Source organism: Microbacterium sp. Be9 (genome assembly GCF_011754135.1).
GTDB lineage: Bacteria > Actinomycetota > Actinomycetes > Actinomycetales > Microbacteriaceae > Microbacterium > Microbacterium maritypicum_A.
This window is the reverse complement of record NZ_WNWT01000004.1, coordinates 243,026-257,847: the sequence shown is the minus strand read 5'-3', so window position 1 is coordinate 257,847 and position 14,822 is coordinate 243,026. Positions and strand designations below refer to the sequence as shown.

At 66.7% G+C, this 14,822-nt stretch carries 12 protein-coding genes; 6 read left to right on the top strand and 6 right to left on the bottom strand.

Annotation, left to right across the window (positions count from 1 at the left end; translation table 11 throughout):
• Nucleotides 1–6: 6 nt before the first annotated feature.
• The 3 genes from hemW to lepA all read right to left on the bottom strand — a co-directional run bounded on the left by hemW (nucleotide 7) and on the right by lepA (nucleotide 3,815).
• Entirely contained in the window at nucleotides 7–1,224 is a 1,218-nt protein-coding gene (gene hemW, locus GLO27_RS05425; protein WP_167253953.1) for a radical SAM family heme chaperone HemW, read from the bottom strand.
• Nucleotides 1,224–1,877: a DUF1990 family protein gene (locus GLO27_RS05420; protein WP_017830360.1), complete on the bottom strand. Its 654-nt coding sequence runs from the start codon at nucleotides 1,875–1,877 to the stop codon at nucleotides 1,224–1,226. Before GLO27_RS05420 ends, hemW begins: the two co-directional genes overlap by 1 nt.
• A gap of 84 nt (nucleotides 1,878–1,961) precedes the next feature.
• A complete protein-coding gene (gene lepA, locus GLO27_RS05415; RefSeq protein WP_167253950.1) occupies nucleotides 1,962–3,815 on the bottom strand; it encodes a translation elongation factor 4 in 1,854 nt (617 codons plus the stop codon).
• A 241-nt stretch (nucleotides 3,816–4,056) separates the two neighbouring features.
• On the opposite strand from lepA, the gene GLO27_RS05410 reads away from it, so the two are divergent.
• The 5 genes from GLO27_RS05410 to GLO27_RS05390 all read left to right on the top strand — a co-directional run bounded on the left by GLO27_RS05410 (nucleotide 4,057) and on the right by GLO27_RS05390 (nucleotide 10,555).
• Complete coding sequence (locus GLO27_RS05410) at nucleotides 4,057–5,040, top strand: ABC transporter permease (protein WP_021198561.1); 984 nt, start codon at nucleotides 4,057–4,059, stop codon at nucleotides 5,038–5,040.
• A gap of 2 nt (nucleotides 5,041–5,042) precedes the next feature.
• A complete protein-coding gene (locus tag GLO27_RS05405) occupies nucleotides 5,043–5,972 on the top strand; it encodes an ABC transporter permease (protein WP_031206745.1) in 930 nt (309 codons plus the stop codon).
• The gene (locus GLO27_RS05400; RefSeq protein WP_021198559.1) at nucleotides 5,969–7,897 is read left to right on the top strand and encodes an ABC transporter ATP-binding protein; all 1,929 of its coding nucleotides are present in this window, start codon (nucleotides 5,969–5,971) and stop codon (nucleotides 7,895–7,897) included. Before GLO27_RS05405 ends, GLO27_RS05400 begins: the two co-directional genes overlap by 4 nt.
• Before the next feature lie 117 nt (nucleotides 7,898–8,014).
• Nucleotides 8,015–9,724 (top strand): ABC transporter family substrate-binding protein, encoded by a 1,710-nt coding sequence (locus tag GLO27_RS05395; RefSeq protein ID WP_021198558.1) that lies wholly within the window; start codon nucleotides 8,015–8,017, stop codon nucleotides 9,722–9,724.
• Nucleotides 9,725–9,799: 75 nt separating this feature from the next.
• A complete protein-coding gene (locus tag GLO27_RS05390) occupies nucleotides 9,800–10,555 on the top strand; it encodes an alpha/beta hydrolase (RefSeq protein WP_029260205.1) in 756 nt (251 codons plus the stop codon).
• Here GLO27_RS05390 and GLO27_RS05385 read toward each other — a convergent pair.
• Nucleotides 10,550–11,788, bottom strand: a complete 1,239-nt coding sequence (locus tag GLO27_RS05385; protein WP_021198556.1) for an MFS transporter — start codon at nucleotides 11,786–11,788, stop codon at nucleotides 10,550–10,552. The two genes, GLO27_RS05390 and GLO27_RS05385, sit on opposite strands and share 6 nt — an antisense overlap.
• Nucleotides 11,785–13,164 carry a family 1 glycosylhydrolase gene (locus GLO27_RS05380; protein WP_167253948.1) on the bottom strand — a complete coding sequence of 460 codons (1,380 nt, stop codon included), beginning with the start codon at nucleotides 13,162–13,164 and terminating at the stop codon, nucleotides 11,785–11,787. Before GLO27_RS05380 ends, GLO27_RS05385 begins: the two co-directional genes overlap by 4 nt.
• A 222-nt stretch (nucleotides 13,165–13,386) precedes the next feature.
• Between GLO27_RS05380 and rpsT the strand changes: the two genes are divergently transcribed.
• Nucleotides 13,387–13,647 carry a 30S ribosomal protein S20 gene (rpsT, locus tag GLO27_RS05375; RefSeq protein WP_017830351.1) on the top strand — a complete coding sequence of 87 codons (261 nt, stop codon included), beginning with the start codon at nucleotides 13,387–13,389 and terminating at the stop codon, nucleotides 13,645–13,647.
• Between the two features lie 102 nt (nucleotides 13,648–13,749).
• Here the strand turns inward: rpsT and holA are convergent, their stop codons facing one another.
• Nucleotides 13,750–14,787 (bottom strand): DNA polymerase III subunit delta, encoded by a 1,038-nt coding sequence (holA, locus tag GLO27_RS05370; protein ID WP_021198554.1) that lies wholly within the window; start codon nucleotides 14,785–14,787, stop codon nucleotides 13,750–13,752.
• Between the last annotated feature and the right edge of the window lie 35 nt (nucleotides 14,788–14,822).

Here is a 14,822-nt window from a genome sequence, read left to right as displayed (position 1 = left end):
AAGGAATCAGTCGGTCAGCTGGCGGACCACGGCATCCGCGAGAAGACGGCCCCGCAGTGTCAGTTGGATGCGCCCCTGCAGCGCTGCAACGGGGTCGACGAGCCCGTCGGCCATGAGCCCGGCGACCCTGCTCCGGTTCGCACTCGGCACGTCGTCGACGGCGATGCCCTCACGGATACGACTGAGCAGCAGGATGCGCTCGAGCGTGCGCGACTCCTCGTCCGGGCGCTCGGTGCCGGCTGCCGGAGACTCGGATGCCGAGAGACGCTGCGCGTACGCGGCCGGGTGCTTCACGTTCCACCACCGCAGGCCGGCGACGTGGCTGTGCGCACCAGGACCGAAGCCCCACCAGTCGCTCCCCCGCCAGTACGCGAGGTTGTGCCGCGACCGGCGATCAGGCGTGCGCGCCCAGTTGCTCACCTCGTACCAGTCGAAGCCACCGTCGGCCAGGCGCGCATCGGCGAGCTCGTACATGTCGGCCTGCAGGTCGTCGTCCGGCGTCGGCACCTCGCCGCGGCGGATCTGGCGGGCCAGCTTCGTACCGTCCTCGATGATGAGCGCGTACGCGGAGATGTGATCGGGTTCGAGCGCGAGGGCAGCATCGAGAGAGGCCTCCCAGTCGGAGAGCGACTCCCCCGGTGCGCCGTAGATCAGATCGACGCTCACGGCGAGACCTGCATCCTTCGCGGCGGCGACAGCGGTGCGCACGTTCTCGGGGCGATGGGTGCGATCGAGCGCGGCGAGCACGTGGGGAACGGCGGACTGCATCCCCACCGACATCCTCGTCACCCCGGCATCCGCGAGAATGCGGGCCACCTCAGGTGTCACGGTGTCGGGGTTCGCCTCCACCGTGACCTCCGCACCCTCGGTCAGGCCGAACGCGTCGGTCGCCGCGTCGAGCATGCGTGCGAGGTCACCCGCGGGAAGAAGGGTGGGCGTACCTCCACCGAAGAAGACCGTGTCCATCGGCCGCCGTGCCCCGGCGTCGTCCAGCACGCGACGGGCGAGGGCGATCTCGGAGATCAACGTGGACGCGTAGTCCTCCTGCTTCGCCCCGCGCAGCTCGGTGGATGTGTACGTGTTGAAGTCGCAGTACCCGCAGCGCACCGTGCAGAACGGAATGTGCAGGTATGCCGAGAACGGAACGGCCGTGTCGATCGCGAGGTCGGACGGCAGGCGCCCGTCCGCTGGCGCGGGATCTCCGAGGGGAAGCGGTCCCGCCATCAGAGCGGGGTCGCGTAGAGCGGAGAGATCGCCCGGAGGTAGCGTGCGAAGAGCTCACGACGACGACGCTTCACGAGCGCGGGAATCGTGCGGTAGAGAAGACCGTTGGGCGCATCGAAGGCCCGGACGGTGAACCACACCTCGTCGTTGTCTTCACGCCAGTCCACGTCGAACGACTCCTCGCCGCTGACGACCGATCCGCCGACCGTGCCCAGGACGAACCCGACACGTCGGGTCTCCTCGGTGACGGAGATCACGCGCAGCTCGGAATCGGCGCGCATGCCGGCGACGCGTCCGCGCAGGTGCAGGGTCATCCCCGCCCCGACGAACGGCATCCCCTCGGCGTCGTACCGCGGCTCGACGTCTCGCTTGCTCGGAGCGATCGGGTTGCCTTCCGCGTCGAAGCTCACTCCGGCGTAGGCAGGTCCCGGCGCGGGTCGCACGTCCTCGACCGAAAGGCCGGCCGCACGCTGCGCCGTCCACGACAGAAGCGCTTCGCCAGCCGTCTGGAACCTTTCGACCCCACTGCCGATGCGCCAGGATTCCTCCGCCGGGATGCTGCGCTCCGGTGGGTACTGCATCAGGTCGGGCGCATGGGTCGCACCCACGGCCGCATAGTCCACCGTGTCGTCTCGGAAAGTCCCGCGCCGCATGACTTCCACCCTACTTCGCGTTACCTGAGCGAACACCCCCCACGCGCCGCGGGACGTCACATCCCCTGGCGCGATCAGACGTCGCTACTTCTTGTCCTTGCCTTCGACGTCGCCCGAGAGCGCGGCGATGAACGCCTCCTGGGGGACCTCGACGCGGCCGACCATCTTCATGCGCTTCTTGCCCTCCTTCTGCTTCTCGAGAAGCTTGCGCTTGCGGGTGATGTCACCGCCGTAGCACTTGGCGAGCACATCCTTGCGGATCGCACGGATGGTCTCGCGGGCGATGATGCGCGCACCGATCGCCGCCTGGATCGGCACCTCGAACTGCTGGCGAGGGATGAGCTTGCGCAGGCGCTCTGCCATCATCGTGCCGTAGGCGTAGGCCTTGTCGCGGTGCACGATCGAGCTGAAGGCGTCGACCTTCTCGCCCTGGAGAAGGATGTCGACCTTGACGAGGTCGGCCTCCTGCTGGCCGGACGGTTCGTAGTCGAGCGACGCGTAGCCCTGGGTCTTCGACTTCAGCTGGTCGAAGAAGTCGAACACGATCTCGCCGAGGGGCATGTTGTAGCGCAGCTCGACGCGCTCCTCCGAGAAGTACTCCATGCCGAGCAGCGTTCCGCGGCGCGACTGGCACAGCTCCATCACGGTGCCGACGTAGTCCTTCGGCAGCAGGATCGCGGCCTTGACCATCGGCTCCGACACCGAGCCGATGCGCCCGTCCGGGTACTCGCTGGGGTTGGTGACGGTGACCGTCTCGCCGGTGTCGCTCGTGAGCACCTCGTAGATCACGCTGGGCGCTGTCGTGATGAGGTCGAGGTTGAACTCGCGGGCCAGACGCTCGGTGATGATCTCGAGGTGCAGCAGCCCGAGGAACCCGCAACGGAAGCCGAAGCCGAGCGCGACCGAGGTCTCCGGCTCGTAGACGAGCGAGGCGTCGGAGAGCTTCAGCTTGTCGAGCGCCTCGCGCAGCTCCGCATAGTCGCTGCCGTCGATCGGGTACAGGCCCGAGAAGACCATCGGCTTCGGGTCGGTGTAACCGGGAAGGGCCTCGGAGGCCGGCTTCCGGGACGTGGTGATCGTGTCACCGACCTTCGACTGACGCACGTCCTTCACGCCGGTGATGAGATAGCCCACCTCTCCGACGCCGAGTCCCTTGGTCGGAGTCGGTTCTGGGCTCGACACGCCCACCTCGAGCGCCTCGTGGTTCGCGCCGGTCGACATCATCTGGATGCGCTCGCGCGGCGAGAGGCTGCCGTCCACCATGCGCACGTACGTGACCACTCCGCGGTAGGCGTCGTACACGGAGTCGAAGATCATCGCGCGGGCCGGAGCATCCGCGTCTCCGGTCGGGGCGGGGATCTCCTGCACCAGTCGGTCGAGCAGATCCTCGACGCCGACGCCGGTCTTGCCGGAGACGCGAAGGACATCCTCGGGCTTGCCGCCGATGAGCGAGGACAGCTCCTTCGCGTACTTCTCCGGGTCGGCGGCCGGCAGATCGATCTTGTTCAGCACCGGGATGATGTGGAGGTCGTTCTCGAGCGCGAGGTAGAGGTTCGCGAGCGTCTGCGCCTCGATGCCCTGTGCCGCGTCGACGAGCAGGATCGCTCCCTCGCAGGCCGCGAGCGAACGCGAGACCTCGTACGTGAAGTCGACGTGGCCGGGCGTGTCGATCATGTTCAGCGCGACGGTCTGGCCATCGAGTTCCCACGGCATCCTGACCGCCTGGCTCTTGATGGTGATGCCGCGCTCACGCTCGATATCCATGCGGTCGAGGTACTGCGCGCGCATGTCGCGATCGGAGACGACTCCGGTGATCTGGAGCATGCGATCGGCGAGCGTCGACTTGCCGTGGTCGATGTGGGCGATGATGCAGAAATTACGGATCTGCGCAGCCGGCGTCGCAGCAGGCTGAAGAGGGGTGAGAGCGCGTGGGGACATGTCCACTCGATTGTACGGTCAGGGGAGGCTAATCCCCGATTCGGCCATACCGGTGATAGTCTCCCGAAGTTGCCAGGGAAAATCCGTGACACCGGATCCCGCAAGCGATAAGACTCCGTCACATACCCCGTGATGGTCGTCGCATCGCAGAGTTCGGTGGATGGCGATTGTGTATCCAACTGACTCAGCGTTGCGTCGGCAGATCCCGAGCGCGTCTGTAGAAGAGAAAGACTGACCCCTTTTGATCAAGTACCTCCTGCGCCGAGCACTCGGCTGGCTGCTGATGATCGTGGTCGCCACGAATCTCACGTTCTTCCTGGCGTGGGGCTTCCTCGATCCGCGCAGCAATTACGTGGGACGGCGTCCCCCGCTCTCGCCTGAGCAGATCGACAACGTCCTCACCCCGCGCAACCTCAGCGACACCGTTCCCCTGATCGAGCGGTGGTGGAACTGGTTCAGCAGCATCCTGTTCCGCTGGGACTGGGGTGTGAGCCCGACCGGTCAGTCCGTCAACGAGCAGGTCTCCTACCGCATGTGGATCAGCGCGGAGCTCGTCCTCGGCGCCACGATCATCGCCGCAGTGCTCGGCATCTGGCTGGGCGTCTACACCGCTTCTCGTCAGTACAAGCTCGCCGACCGCATCGGTCAGGCGACCTCGATCATCACGATGAACGTGAACATCATCGTCGCGGGCCTCGCCGTCGTCCTTCTCGCGATCTCGCTCAACGAGTGGACCGGCGTCCGCATCTTCTACGTGACAGGCTCCTCGAGTCCCGGTGTCACCGGCTTCTTCCCCGTCCTGGTCGACACGCTGCAGCACCTGACGCTGCCCACGATCGCGCTCGTGATCGTCGGCTACGCCCAGTACCACTTCCTGCAGCGTTCGCTCCTGCTCGACAACATCAACGCCGACTACGTGCGCACGGCGCGCGCGAAGGGCTTGACCAAGTCTCAGGCGATCCGCAAGCACGCCCTCCGGACATCTCTCATCCCTGTCGCGACGCAGGTCGCCTTCACGATCCCGACGATCTTCACCGGCGCGATCCTGACCGAGCGCATCTTCGCCTGGCAGGGCATGGGGCGGTACTTCCTCGACACCATCAACAACAACGACATCAACGGCGTCGTCGCCGTCGCCGCGTTCGGCGCCGTGCTGACGGCGATCGGCGCGGTGCTCGCCGACATCGTCGTCGTCGTTCTCGACCCGCGAGTGAGGGTGAGCTGAAAATGACCACCGATATGATCGATCCCCTGGTCGAGCCGCCGGCCGTGCCGCCGACCGCCGACCGCGCCTCGGGAAAGTCGCTGTCCAAGTGGACGCTCTACACCCGCCGGTTCATGCGCAACAAGCCGGCAGTGGGCGGCGTCGTCGTTCTCTTCGTGCTGATCCTCTTCTCGACGCTCGGACCGCTCCTGTCGCCGTACGCCGTCGACAGCATGGACTTCCTCGCCCTGAGCCAGCCGCCGTCCGCTGCGCACTGGTTCGGCACCAACGGGGCTGGCAACGACACCTACACGCAGACCGCCATCGGCCTGCAACGCTCCCTCATGATCGCGATCACCGTCTCGGTGGGCACGACGATCCTCTCGGCGCTCGTCGGGACCGCGGCCGCGTACTTCGGCGGCTGGTTCGAGCGCATCGCTCTCCTGGTGATCCACTTCATGATGGTGGTGCCGACCTTCCTCCTGCTGTCGATCATCTCGAACGACTCCGGCGGCGTGTGGTGGGTCATCGCGTTCGTGATGATCTTCGTCAGCTGGTTCTTCCCCGCGAGGATCATCTGGACCATGACCCTGTCGCTGCGTGAGCGCGAGTACGTCCAGGCCGCTCGGTACATGGGTGTCCGGGGACTGCGCATCGTGACGCGTCACCTCATTCCGAACATCGGCTCGCTGCTGGTGATCAACTTCACCCTCGGCATCGTCGCGGCGGTCACGACCGAGACCGGGTTGTCGTTCATCGGCTTCGGCGTGAAGATCCCCGATGTGTCGCTCGGCTCGTTGATCGGCGAGGGCAGCTCGTCCATCGTCAGCTCGCCGTGGCTGTTCTATTTCCCCGCACTGATCCTCACGCTGCTGACCGTATCGATGGCGCTCATCGCCGATGGACTGCGCGATGCCCTCGATCCCACTTCGGCTGCAGGAGGCCGCGCATGAGCCCCGTACTCTCCGTCCGCGACCTCCGGGTCAGCTTCGCGTCCGAGGCCGGCCGCGTCGACGCCGTCCGCGGCGTCTCCTTCGACCTCGAGGCGGGAAAGACCCTCGGCATCGTCGGCGAGTCCGGGTCGGGCAAGTCCGTCACCTCGCTCGCCGTCATGGGCCTCCTCGACGAGAACGCCAAGGTCACCGGCTCCATCGTGTTCGACGGCCAGGAACTTCTCGGCAAGACCGACACGCAGCTCTCTGCCATCCGCGGCAACGGGATCTCGATGGTCTTCCAGGACCCGCTCACGTCTCTGACGCCGGTGTACACGATCGGCGCTCAGCTGATCGAGGCGCTGACGGTGCATCGCAATCTCAGCATCAAGGAGGCGACCGCACGCTCGATCGACCTTCTCAAGCTGGTGGGCATCACCGAGCCCGAGAAGCGGATGAAGTCGTTCCCGCACGAGTTCTCGGGCGGCATGCGCCAGCGCGTCGTGATCGCGATCGCGATGGCGAACGATCCGAAGCTGATCATCGCGGACGAGCCCACCACGGCTCTCGACGTCACGATCCAGGCGCAGATCCTCGACCTCATCGAGAAGGCGCAGGCCGAGACGGGTGCCGCCGTCATGATGATCACCCACGACATGGGTGTCGTCGCCCGAACGGCCGACGACGTGATGGTCATGTATGCCGGCAAGCCCGTCGAGCAGGCGCCCGTGCGCGAGCTGTTCCACCAGACCCGGATGCCGTACTCGATCGGTCTCCTCGGCGCGATTCCCCGCGTGGACAAGGCCGAGAAGGAACCGCTCACCCCGATCAAGGGCAACCCGCCGCTGCTGATCAATCTTCCGGACGCGTGCCCGTTCGCGGACCGCTGCCCCATCGTCATGGACGCGTGCCGCACCCGCGAGCCGGAGCTTCTTCCCGTGCTGACCGGTGGCGGCGAAGAGCACCGTGCGGCCTGCATCCGTGCGAACGAGATCACCGACGGCGGCCTGCTCGGCGGTCTTCCCGTGTATCCGGTGCGCGAGGCACCGGAGAGCGCCCTGACGCGACTCCCCCGTGAAGAACGCCCCATCACCCTCGAGGTGAAGAACCTCACCAAGACCTTCCCTCTGCTCAAGGGCGCGTTCCTGAAGCGGAAGGTCGGCGAGGTGCACGCGATCAAGGGCATCAGCTTCGACGTGCGCGAGGGTGAGACCCTGGCCATCGTCGGCGAGTCCGGCAGTGGCAAGACCACGACGCTGCTCCAGATCATGGACATGGTCAAGCAGACCGATGGAGACATCGTCATCGCGGGCACCAGCGTCAACGACATCCACAGCCACAAGGTGGAGCGAGCGCTGCGCCGCGACATCCAGATCGTGTTCCAGGACCCGATGGGAGCGCTCGATCCGCGTATGACGGTCGCGGACATCATCTCGGAGCCGCTCTCGGCGATCGGTACCCCGAAGGCCGAGGCGCACCGCCGTGTGAAGGAGCTGATGGACCTCGTCGGACTCAACCCGGCGCACAGCGATCGCTTCCCGCAGGCTTTCTCCGGAGGCCAGCGTCAGCGCATCGGCATCGCCAGGGCACTGTCGACCAACCCCAAGATCCTGGTGCTCGACGAGCCGGTCTCCGCGCTCGACGTGTCGATCCAGGCCGGTGTGATCAACCTGCTCGACGATCTCAAGGTCAAGCTCGGGCTGTCGTACCTCTTCGTGGCGCACGACCTCTCGGTCGTCCGGCACATCGCCGACCGGGTCGCGGTGATGTACCTCGGCGACTTCGTCGAGCACGGCGATGTCGACGATGTCTTCGACAACCCACAGCACCCTTACACGAAGGCGCTGCTGTCCGCGATCCCGGTCCCGGACCCCGACATCGAGCGCACGCGTGAGCGGATCGTGTTCGATCCCGCCACGGTGACAGCGCGGCCTGCGGCCTCATGAACAGATCACGGATCACCGTCCGATAACGGTTAGCCGATATTCACTCGCCGCCCGGACATTCGCGGATCCGGCGAACTATTCTCCCCTTATGACACGCCGCAAGGCGAAAGGAGCACCATGAAGCAGTACAAGCTGATGGGAGCGCTGGCACTCACCGGCGCTTTCGCACTCGCGCTCAGCGGGTGCGCTGCCGGTAACACCGGCAGTGGCGACAAGGGCGACGCCGGCGAGACGACCGACGTCGAGATGGCGAACTACAACCCGCAGCCTCGTGAGAACCTCAAGGAGGGCGGCACGGTCAACTTCGCGATCCGCGAGGTTCCGACGCAGCTGAACTCGTTCAACAGCGACGGCAGCGCCGACACCGCACGCATCGCCGCGTGGTACATGCCGCAGATCATCCTCATGAAGCCGGATGGCACGCAGTACAAGAACGACAACTACCTCTCCGAGTGGAAGAACGAGGTGAAGGACGGCAAGACGGTCCTGACCTTCACGTTCACCGATGAGGCGCACTGGAACGATGGCACCGACATGGACTGGACTGCCATCGACGCCACCTGGAAGGCCAACCGCTCGTACGACGAGGGCTTCAACCCGAACGCGACCGACGGCTACAAGGAGATCGAATCCGTCGAACAGGGCGACACGGCGAAGACCGCCATCGTCACGTTCAAGGGCGAGTTCGCCTGGCCGCAGATGCCGTTCAACGGCGGCGTCATCCACCCGGCTCTCGCTGACCCGACGACCTTCAACGAGGCCATGATCAGCAACCCGCACCCCGAGTGGGGCGCTGGCCCGTACACGGTCAACGAGTTCGACGCCAACAAGGGCTACATCTCGTTCAAGCCGAACCCCGAGTGGTGGGGCGACGCGCCGCTCCTCGACGAGGTCACCATGACCGGCATGGACGCCCAGGCCGGCGTCAACGCCTTCAAGAACGGCGAGGTCGACATGGTCGAGACGGGTTCCCAGGAGCTCATCGACCAGGTCAAGGACGTCGACGGCGCGAAGGTCTATCGCGCACAGCAGACCGCCAACACCATCCTGCAGGTCGACTCGACCAAGCCGCAGTTCGAGGACGTCAAGGTCCGTGAAGCGTTCTTCAAGGCCATCAACATCGACCAGCAGAAGCAGATCGCCTGGAACGGCCTCGGCTACCAGGAAGACCCGGCGGGCTCGCTGACGCTCTTCTCGTTCCAGCCCGGCTACGAGGACTCGATGAAGGCCGCAGGCTGGAAGTTCGATGTCGAGGGTGCCAAGAAGCTCCTCGACGAGGCCGGCTGGAAGGAAGGCTCCGACGGTATCCGCGAGAAGGACGGCGTCAAGCTCTCCGTCGTGTACCCGATCTGGAGCGACTCCGCCACGCAGAAGGCTCTCGCGCAGTCGCTGCAGGCCCAGGAGAAGGAGGTCGGCATCGACGTCAAGGTCGAGGTCCGCCCCGCCAGCCAGTTCTCCGACGACTACACGTCGAAGAACTGGGATGTCTCCGGACTCCGCTTCACCTCCTCCGACCCGTTCGGTGCCGCCTGGTTCTGCCAGCTGTACTGCTCGGACTCGGGTCTCAACCTGTCGGGTGTCGGTGACGCCGAACTCGACGCCGAGATCAAGGACAAGGTCGAGTCTCAGTCGGACCCCGAGGCGCAGACCGCTGCCGCGATGAAGCTCGAGCCGGAGATCTACAAGCGCTGGGGCCTCATCCCGCTGTACAACGGCCCGCAGATCTACACCGTCAAGGAAGGCCTGGCGAACCTCACGCCCGAGCCCTACGTCGGTCTGGACCTGTTCGGCATCCAGCCGGTCGAGAACGTCGGCTGGGAGAAGTAACACTCTCTGACACACATGGTGTCGAAGCGGGGTCGGTGGTTCATCCACCGGCCCCGCTTTCCTTATGCTGAACCCGTGAGTGTCCAGATCGTCTTCGTGCACGGTATCCGCACGTCCGCCACCATGTGGCGGTCCCAGGCGGCCTACCTCGAGGAGCGCGGCTACGCCTTCACCGCCGTCGACCTCCCGGGGCACGGTACGCGGATGCAGGAGGACTTCACCCTCCACGAGGCGCTGCACACCATAGATGAGGCGGTGCGCGCCGCGGCCGAGAAGGGCCCCGTCCTGCTGGTGGGGCATTCGATGGGCGGATTGCTCTGCCTCGCGTATGTCGGGGGCGCGGAGCAACCTCCCGTCGCGGGGCTGATCGCGGCGTCCTGCACCTCGATCCCCCACGGTGCCGGGCTCGCGGCCTACCGTCTCTTCACTCGAGCCGTCGATGCCCTTCCCGACCGCGGGATGTGGCTGACCGGCCGGATCCTCGAAGCCACCGTGCCTGTGGAGACCCGGTCCGACTTCGCCGCCGGCGGCTACGCGCTCGACACCCAGGACGCCGCGCTGCGCAGTCTGGCCGCGCTCGACATCGCCGCGGCGATCCCTCGCATCACGATTCCGCTCTGGTTCGTGAACGGGCAGTACGACCAGCTGCGGCTCAACGAGTCACTGTTCCAACGGCTCGCCCCGCATGCCGAGCTCATCATCGTGCCACGCACGACGCACCTCGTCACCGCGATGCGGCCGCAGATCTTCAACGCCGTGCTGCAGCTCGCCATCGCGACCGTGGAGCGTGACGCCGCGCAGGGAGTGGCGCCTGACCCCTCGAGTTCATGACGCCCTGGCCGGCTGCCGCGCGAACGCCGTGAGCAGCCCGCCGACGAGGGAGAGAACCGCCGCCGCGACGAACACGAGCCAGAAGCCGCCGACCAGCGCGACCAGTCCCGCCCCCAGCACAGGGCCGATGAGCTGCCCGAGCGCGGCTGTGACGTTCACGATCCCGAGGTCCCTCGCATGGTCCTGCTCGTCCGGCAGCAGGTCGGCGGCGAATGCGAGGCCCACCGTCGAGAACGCGCCATAGCCGAGGCCCATCAGCGCGGCAGCGACCATCGTCATCTCGAACGTCGGTACCAGCGCGATCGCCACCCCCGAGGCCGCCTGCACGACCGTCGCCGCCACCGTGAGCGTCCGGCGATTCCCTGTCCGGTCGGAGACGATCCCCGTGATCACCGAGGCGATGACGACGAACACCGTGTAGACGACGATCAGCAGCAGCAGGTTGTCCTGGGCGATGGCGCTGGGCTGACCGAGGCCGTGCAGCAGGAAGAACAGGAACAGCGCGGTCCCGAGTGCGTTGCCGACGTTCGTCACCAGGCGCCCGGACAGCATCCAGGCGAAGTCGCGATCGCGCAGTGAGTCCAGGTGGCGGCGTCCGATCCGTTTCGGCCGCATCGCCTCCGTGGTCGGTGGATCGGGCAGCAGCAGCGCCGCCGTCGTACCGACCACCGCGATGATCCCGGCGAGCAGGAGATAGCCTTCCCGGAGCTCGAGACCGAGCAGGACAACGAGGCCGACCCCGACCACGATGCCGACAGCCTGGCTGGACCCGACCGCGGCGGAGGCGGCCCCGCGCTGTGTCGTCGGCAGCTGGTCGGCGATCAGCGCGGTGAAGGCGGCGGACGACACCGCCACGCCGATCGACACCCCGACCCAACCGGCGCCCACGGCCCATGGCCCTTGCGCGTAGCCGGTGAGGACGAGGCAGACCGCGGTGAACAGCACACCGCCCAGCGCCCACGGACGCCGACGGTGGCGGCCCGCAGCCGCGCGGTCCGAGAGCGCGCCGGCCGCCGGTCCCGCGATGATCCCGGCGAGCCCGCCGATTCCGAGAACCAGTCCCGAGGAGACGACGCCCCGGATCCAGTCGTCCTGCGGGGTGTCGAGCTGCAGCGGCAGGAGCAGCTGCACCGGCGTGAGCTGCACGGTCCAGATCGCCAGCCACGCGAGCGTGAACAGCGACATCCAGCGCGCACCCGCGCGGACCGGGCGCGTTCCGGTCGCTTCGGTCATCTCGCCGCCTCCGTCGTGGCAGCGGTCGCATCCGTCCGCGCGCTCTCGATGATCCCGCGGTACCAGTCGTACGACGCCTTGGGGGTCCGTTCCCCCGTCTCGAAGTCGACGTGGACGAGTCCGAAGCGCTGAGTGTAGCCGTCAGCCCACTCCCAGTTGTCGAGCAGCGACCACACCGTGTACTCCTCCACCGGCACCCCCGCATCGATCGCCTCCCCTACCGCGGCGATGTGTCCCGCCAGATAGGCGATCCGATCGGCGTCATCCACGCGGAGGGCGCGCTCGGGTTCCGGGAACGACGCACCGTTCTCGCCGATGATCACGGGCGGCATCTGCGGATGCCGGGTGTGCAGGTCGATCAGGAGATCGCGCAGCGCGCTCGGCATGATCGGCCATTCCGGACCGAACCCGGTGACCGGGACTCCCGGAGTGGGCACGATGTCGAACGGGATCGGGCTCTCCTGCTCGGCGGCGGTCACCGTGGTCGGGTTGTAGAAGTTGATGCCGTAGAAGTCGATCGAGCGTCCGATGGCCTCGAGGTCGCCGTCCTGCACGGGCATCGGGGGCAGGCCGAGTGATTCCAGGTCGGGGTATGTTCCGGCGAGGAGGGGTTCGCTGAAGATCCGGTTGTGGATCAGATCGTAGACCGCTGCGGCCTGGTGGTCTTCAGCGGTGTCGCCCAGCGGCAGGACCCGAGTGTGGTTGTTGACCAGTCCGACCGATGCGGCACCACGCTCCCGCAGAGCGGCTGCCGCGCGAGCATGGGCGAGCAGTTGATGGTGAGCGGTCGGCAGCGCGCCGAAGAGGAGCTGCTTCCCGGGCGCCAGCGCGCCGACCGCGTATCCCTGAAGCGTCATCATGGCGGGCTCGTTCAGGGTGTACCAGTGCTGCACCCGGTCGCCGAGACGATCAGCCACGATGGCCGCATAGTCGGCGAAGCGCTCCGCGGTATCGCGCTCGAGCCAGCCGCCGCCTGCTTCGATGAGACTCGGCATCTCCCAGTGGAACAGGGTGGGGAACGGGACGACCCCGGCATCGAGGAGGAGATCGACCAGGCGCGAGTAGTGATCGAGGGCCGACGCGTCACCGCGGCCGAGGCCGTCGGGCTGCACGCGAGCCCACGGGATCGAGAACCTGTAGCGGTCGAGACCCAGGCCCGCCGCAAGGGCGACATCATCCTCGGGGCGCCGGTAGCTGTCGCACGCGGGATCCGCCGTCGATCCGTCGACGATCGCTCCCGGTCTCTCGAGGAAGTCATCCCAGATGGAACGACCGGATATCCCGGTGGGGCGCGACCCCTCGATCTGGAACGCTGAGGTCGCGGCGGACCAGCGGAGCCCGGCAGGCGCAGACAGGCGAGGGAACGCGGGGGTCATGGGGCTCCTTGACATCAGTGTCGAGATAGTGATGATTCTGCACCCGGTACCATCGAATGCGCGACTGCGTCTCGCATTCTCCTCGTCGTTTCGCGTCAACAGCCCCTCTGCTGGTAGACTCGACTCTTGGCTTGCGTGTGGGTTCTTCCCTCACGACCGCTGTGCAGCAGCCCTCTTCTGCTGCCGGCATTCCGAACACTCCTGTACAGAAAGCGTCCACACGTGGCAAACATCAAGTCGCAGATCAAGCGCAACAAGACCAACGAGAAGGCGCGCGAGCGCAACAAGGCCGTGAAGAGCGAGCTCAAGACGGTCATCCGCACCACTCGCACGGCCGTCTCCGCCGGTGACAAGGCCGCCGCAGAGGCCGCCCTGAAGAAGGCTGCCGTCAAGCTCGACAAGGCCGTCAGCAAGGGTGTCCTGCACAAGAACCAGGCGTCGAACCGCAAGTCGGCTCTCGCCAAGCAGGTCGCTTCCCTCTGAGCCGAAGCTTCTGAGAAAGGCCCGTCCCGTTCCTCGGGGCGGGCCTTCTTCATTGCCTCGGAGCGTCCCGGCAGTCGAATCCGACTGGCCACTCTCGCTCGATCACTCGCCGAACGGCTGGCGAGTGGCGATGACGGTGACCATGCGCTCCAGCGCGAAGATCGGGTCGCGTGCCGCACCCTTGACCTCGCCATCGGCCCTGGCAGTGGCCTGGATCGCCATTCCGAGTGACCGCTCGTTCCAGCCGGCGAGATCGCGGCGTGCGCGGTCAACCTGCCAATCCTTCATTCCCAGACGCTGAGCGAGCTGGCGGCTCGGCTCGCGGTTGCCGGCGACTCGTGCCATGGTGCGGAGCTTCATGGCGAAGGCCGCGACCATCGGAACCGGGTCGGCGCCCGACGAGAGAGCATGACGGAGGGCGATGAGGGCCTCGCCGTAGCGTCCGGCGATGGCCGTGTCGGCGACGACGAACGCCGACACCTCGACCCGACCTCCGTAGTACTTGGTGACGATGTCTTCGGAGATGTCGCCCTCGACGTCTCCGATGAGCTGCTGGCAGGCCGCGGCGAGCTCGGTGAGGTCGTCGGCGAAGGCCGAGACCAGGGCTCGAAGAGCCGGAGGCGCGATGCGCTTCTTCGCCGCGCGGAACTCGCCGGCGGCGAAGTCGACTCGGTCGCTGTCGCGCTTGATGGCAGGGCAGGCGATCTCGATACCGCCGCCGTTCCCGGCACGGACAGCGTCGAGCAGCTTCTTGCCTCGCACGCTGGCGCCCGTGTGGCGAAGGATGACGGTCGCGCCCTCCTGCGGGTTGTCGAGATACGACACCGCCTCCTGGATGAAGGCATCGGAGCACTTCTCCACGCCGGAGACGCGGACGAGACGTGGTTCCCCGAACAAGGACGGCGATGTGAGGGAGAGCAGCGTTCCGGGTGCGTAATCATCGGCCCGTACGTCACTCACTTCGAGCGCGGGGTCCTCGGCACGGAGGTAGTCGCGAACGCCGGCGATCGCGCGCTCGGCGCAGACCTCTTCCGGGCCCGACACGAGCACGATCGGAGCGGGGTGCGGCTCACGCCAGGAGACCTGCGGGATCTTGGTGGGCTTCGCGCCGCCGCGGGAAGGGGTTCGCGAAGCTGCCATGGATCCAGCCTACCGGCGGTCGCCGACATGGTTCC

What these genes read in the sequence shown, in the direction of transcription:
- GLO27_RS05395 (WP_021198558.1), top strand. Translation starts at nt 8,015, where the DNA reads ATGAAGCAGTACAAGCTGATGGGAGCGCTGGCACTCACCGGCGCTTTC.
- holA (WP_021198554.1), bottom strand. Translation starts at nt 14,787, where the DNA reads ATGGCAGCTTCGCGAACCCCTTCCCGCGGCGGCGCGAAGCCCACCAAG.
- GLO27_RS05385 (WP_021198556.1), bottom strand. Translation starts at nt 11,788, where the DNA reads ATGACCGAAGCGACCGGAACGCGCCCGGTCCGCGCGGGTGCGCGCTGG.
- hemW (WP_167253953.1), bottom strand. Translation starts at nt 1,224, where the DNA reads ATGGCGGGACCGCTTCCCCTCGGAGATCCCGCGCCAGCGGACGGGCGC.
- GLO27_RS05400 (WP_021198559.1), top strand. Translation starts at nt 5,969, where the DNA reads ATGAGCCCCGTACTCTCCGTCCGCGACCTCCGGGTCAGCTTCGCGTCC.
- lepA (WP_167253950.1), bottom strand. Translation starts at nt 3,815, where the DNA reads ATGTCCCCACGCGCTCTCACCCCTCTTCAGCCTGCTGCGACGCCGGCT.
- GLO27_RS05405 (WP_031206745.1), top strand. Translation starts at nt 5,043, where the DNA reads ATGACCACCGATATGATCGATCCCCTGGTCGAGCCGCCGGCCGTGCCG.
- GLO27_RS05380 (WP_167253948.1), bottom strand. Translation starts at nt 13,164, where the DNA reads ATGACCCCCGCGTTCCCTCGCCTGTCTGCGCCTGCCGGGCTCCGCTGG.
- GLO27_RS05420 (WP_017830360.1), bottom strand. Translation starts at nt 1,877, where the DNA reads ATGCGGCGCGGGACTTTCCGAGACGACACGGTGGACTATGCGGCCGTG.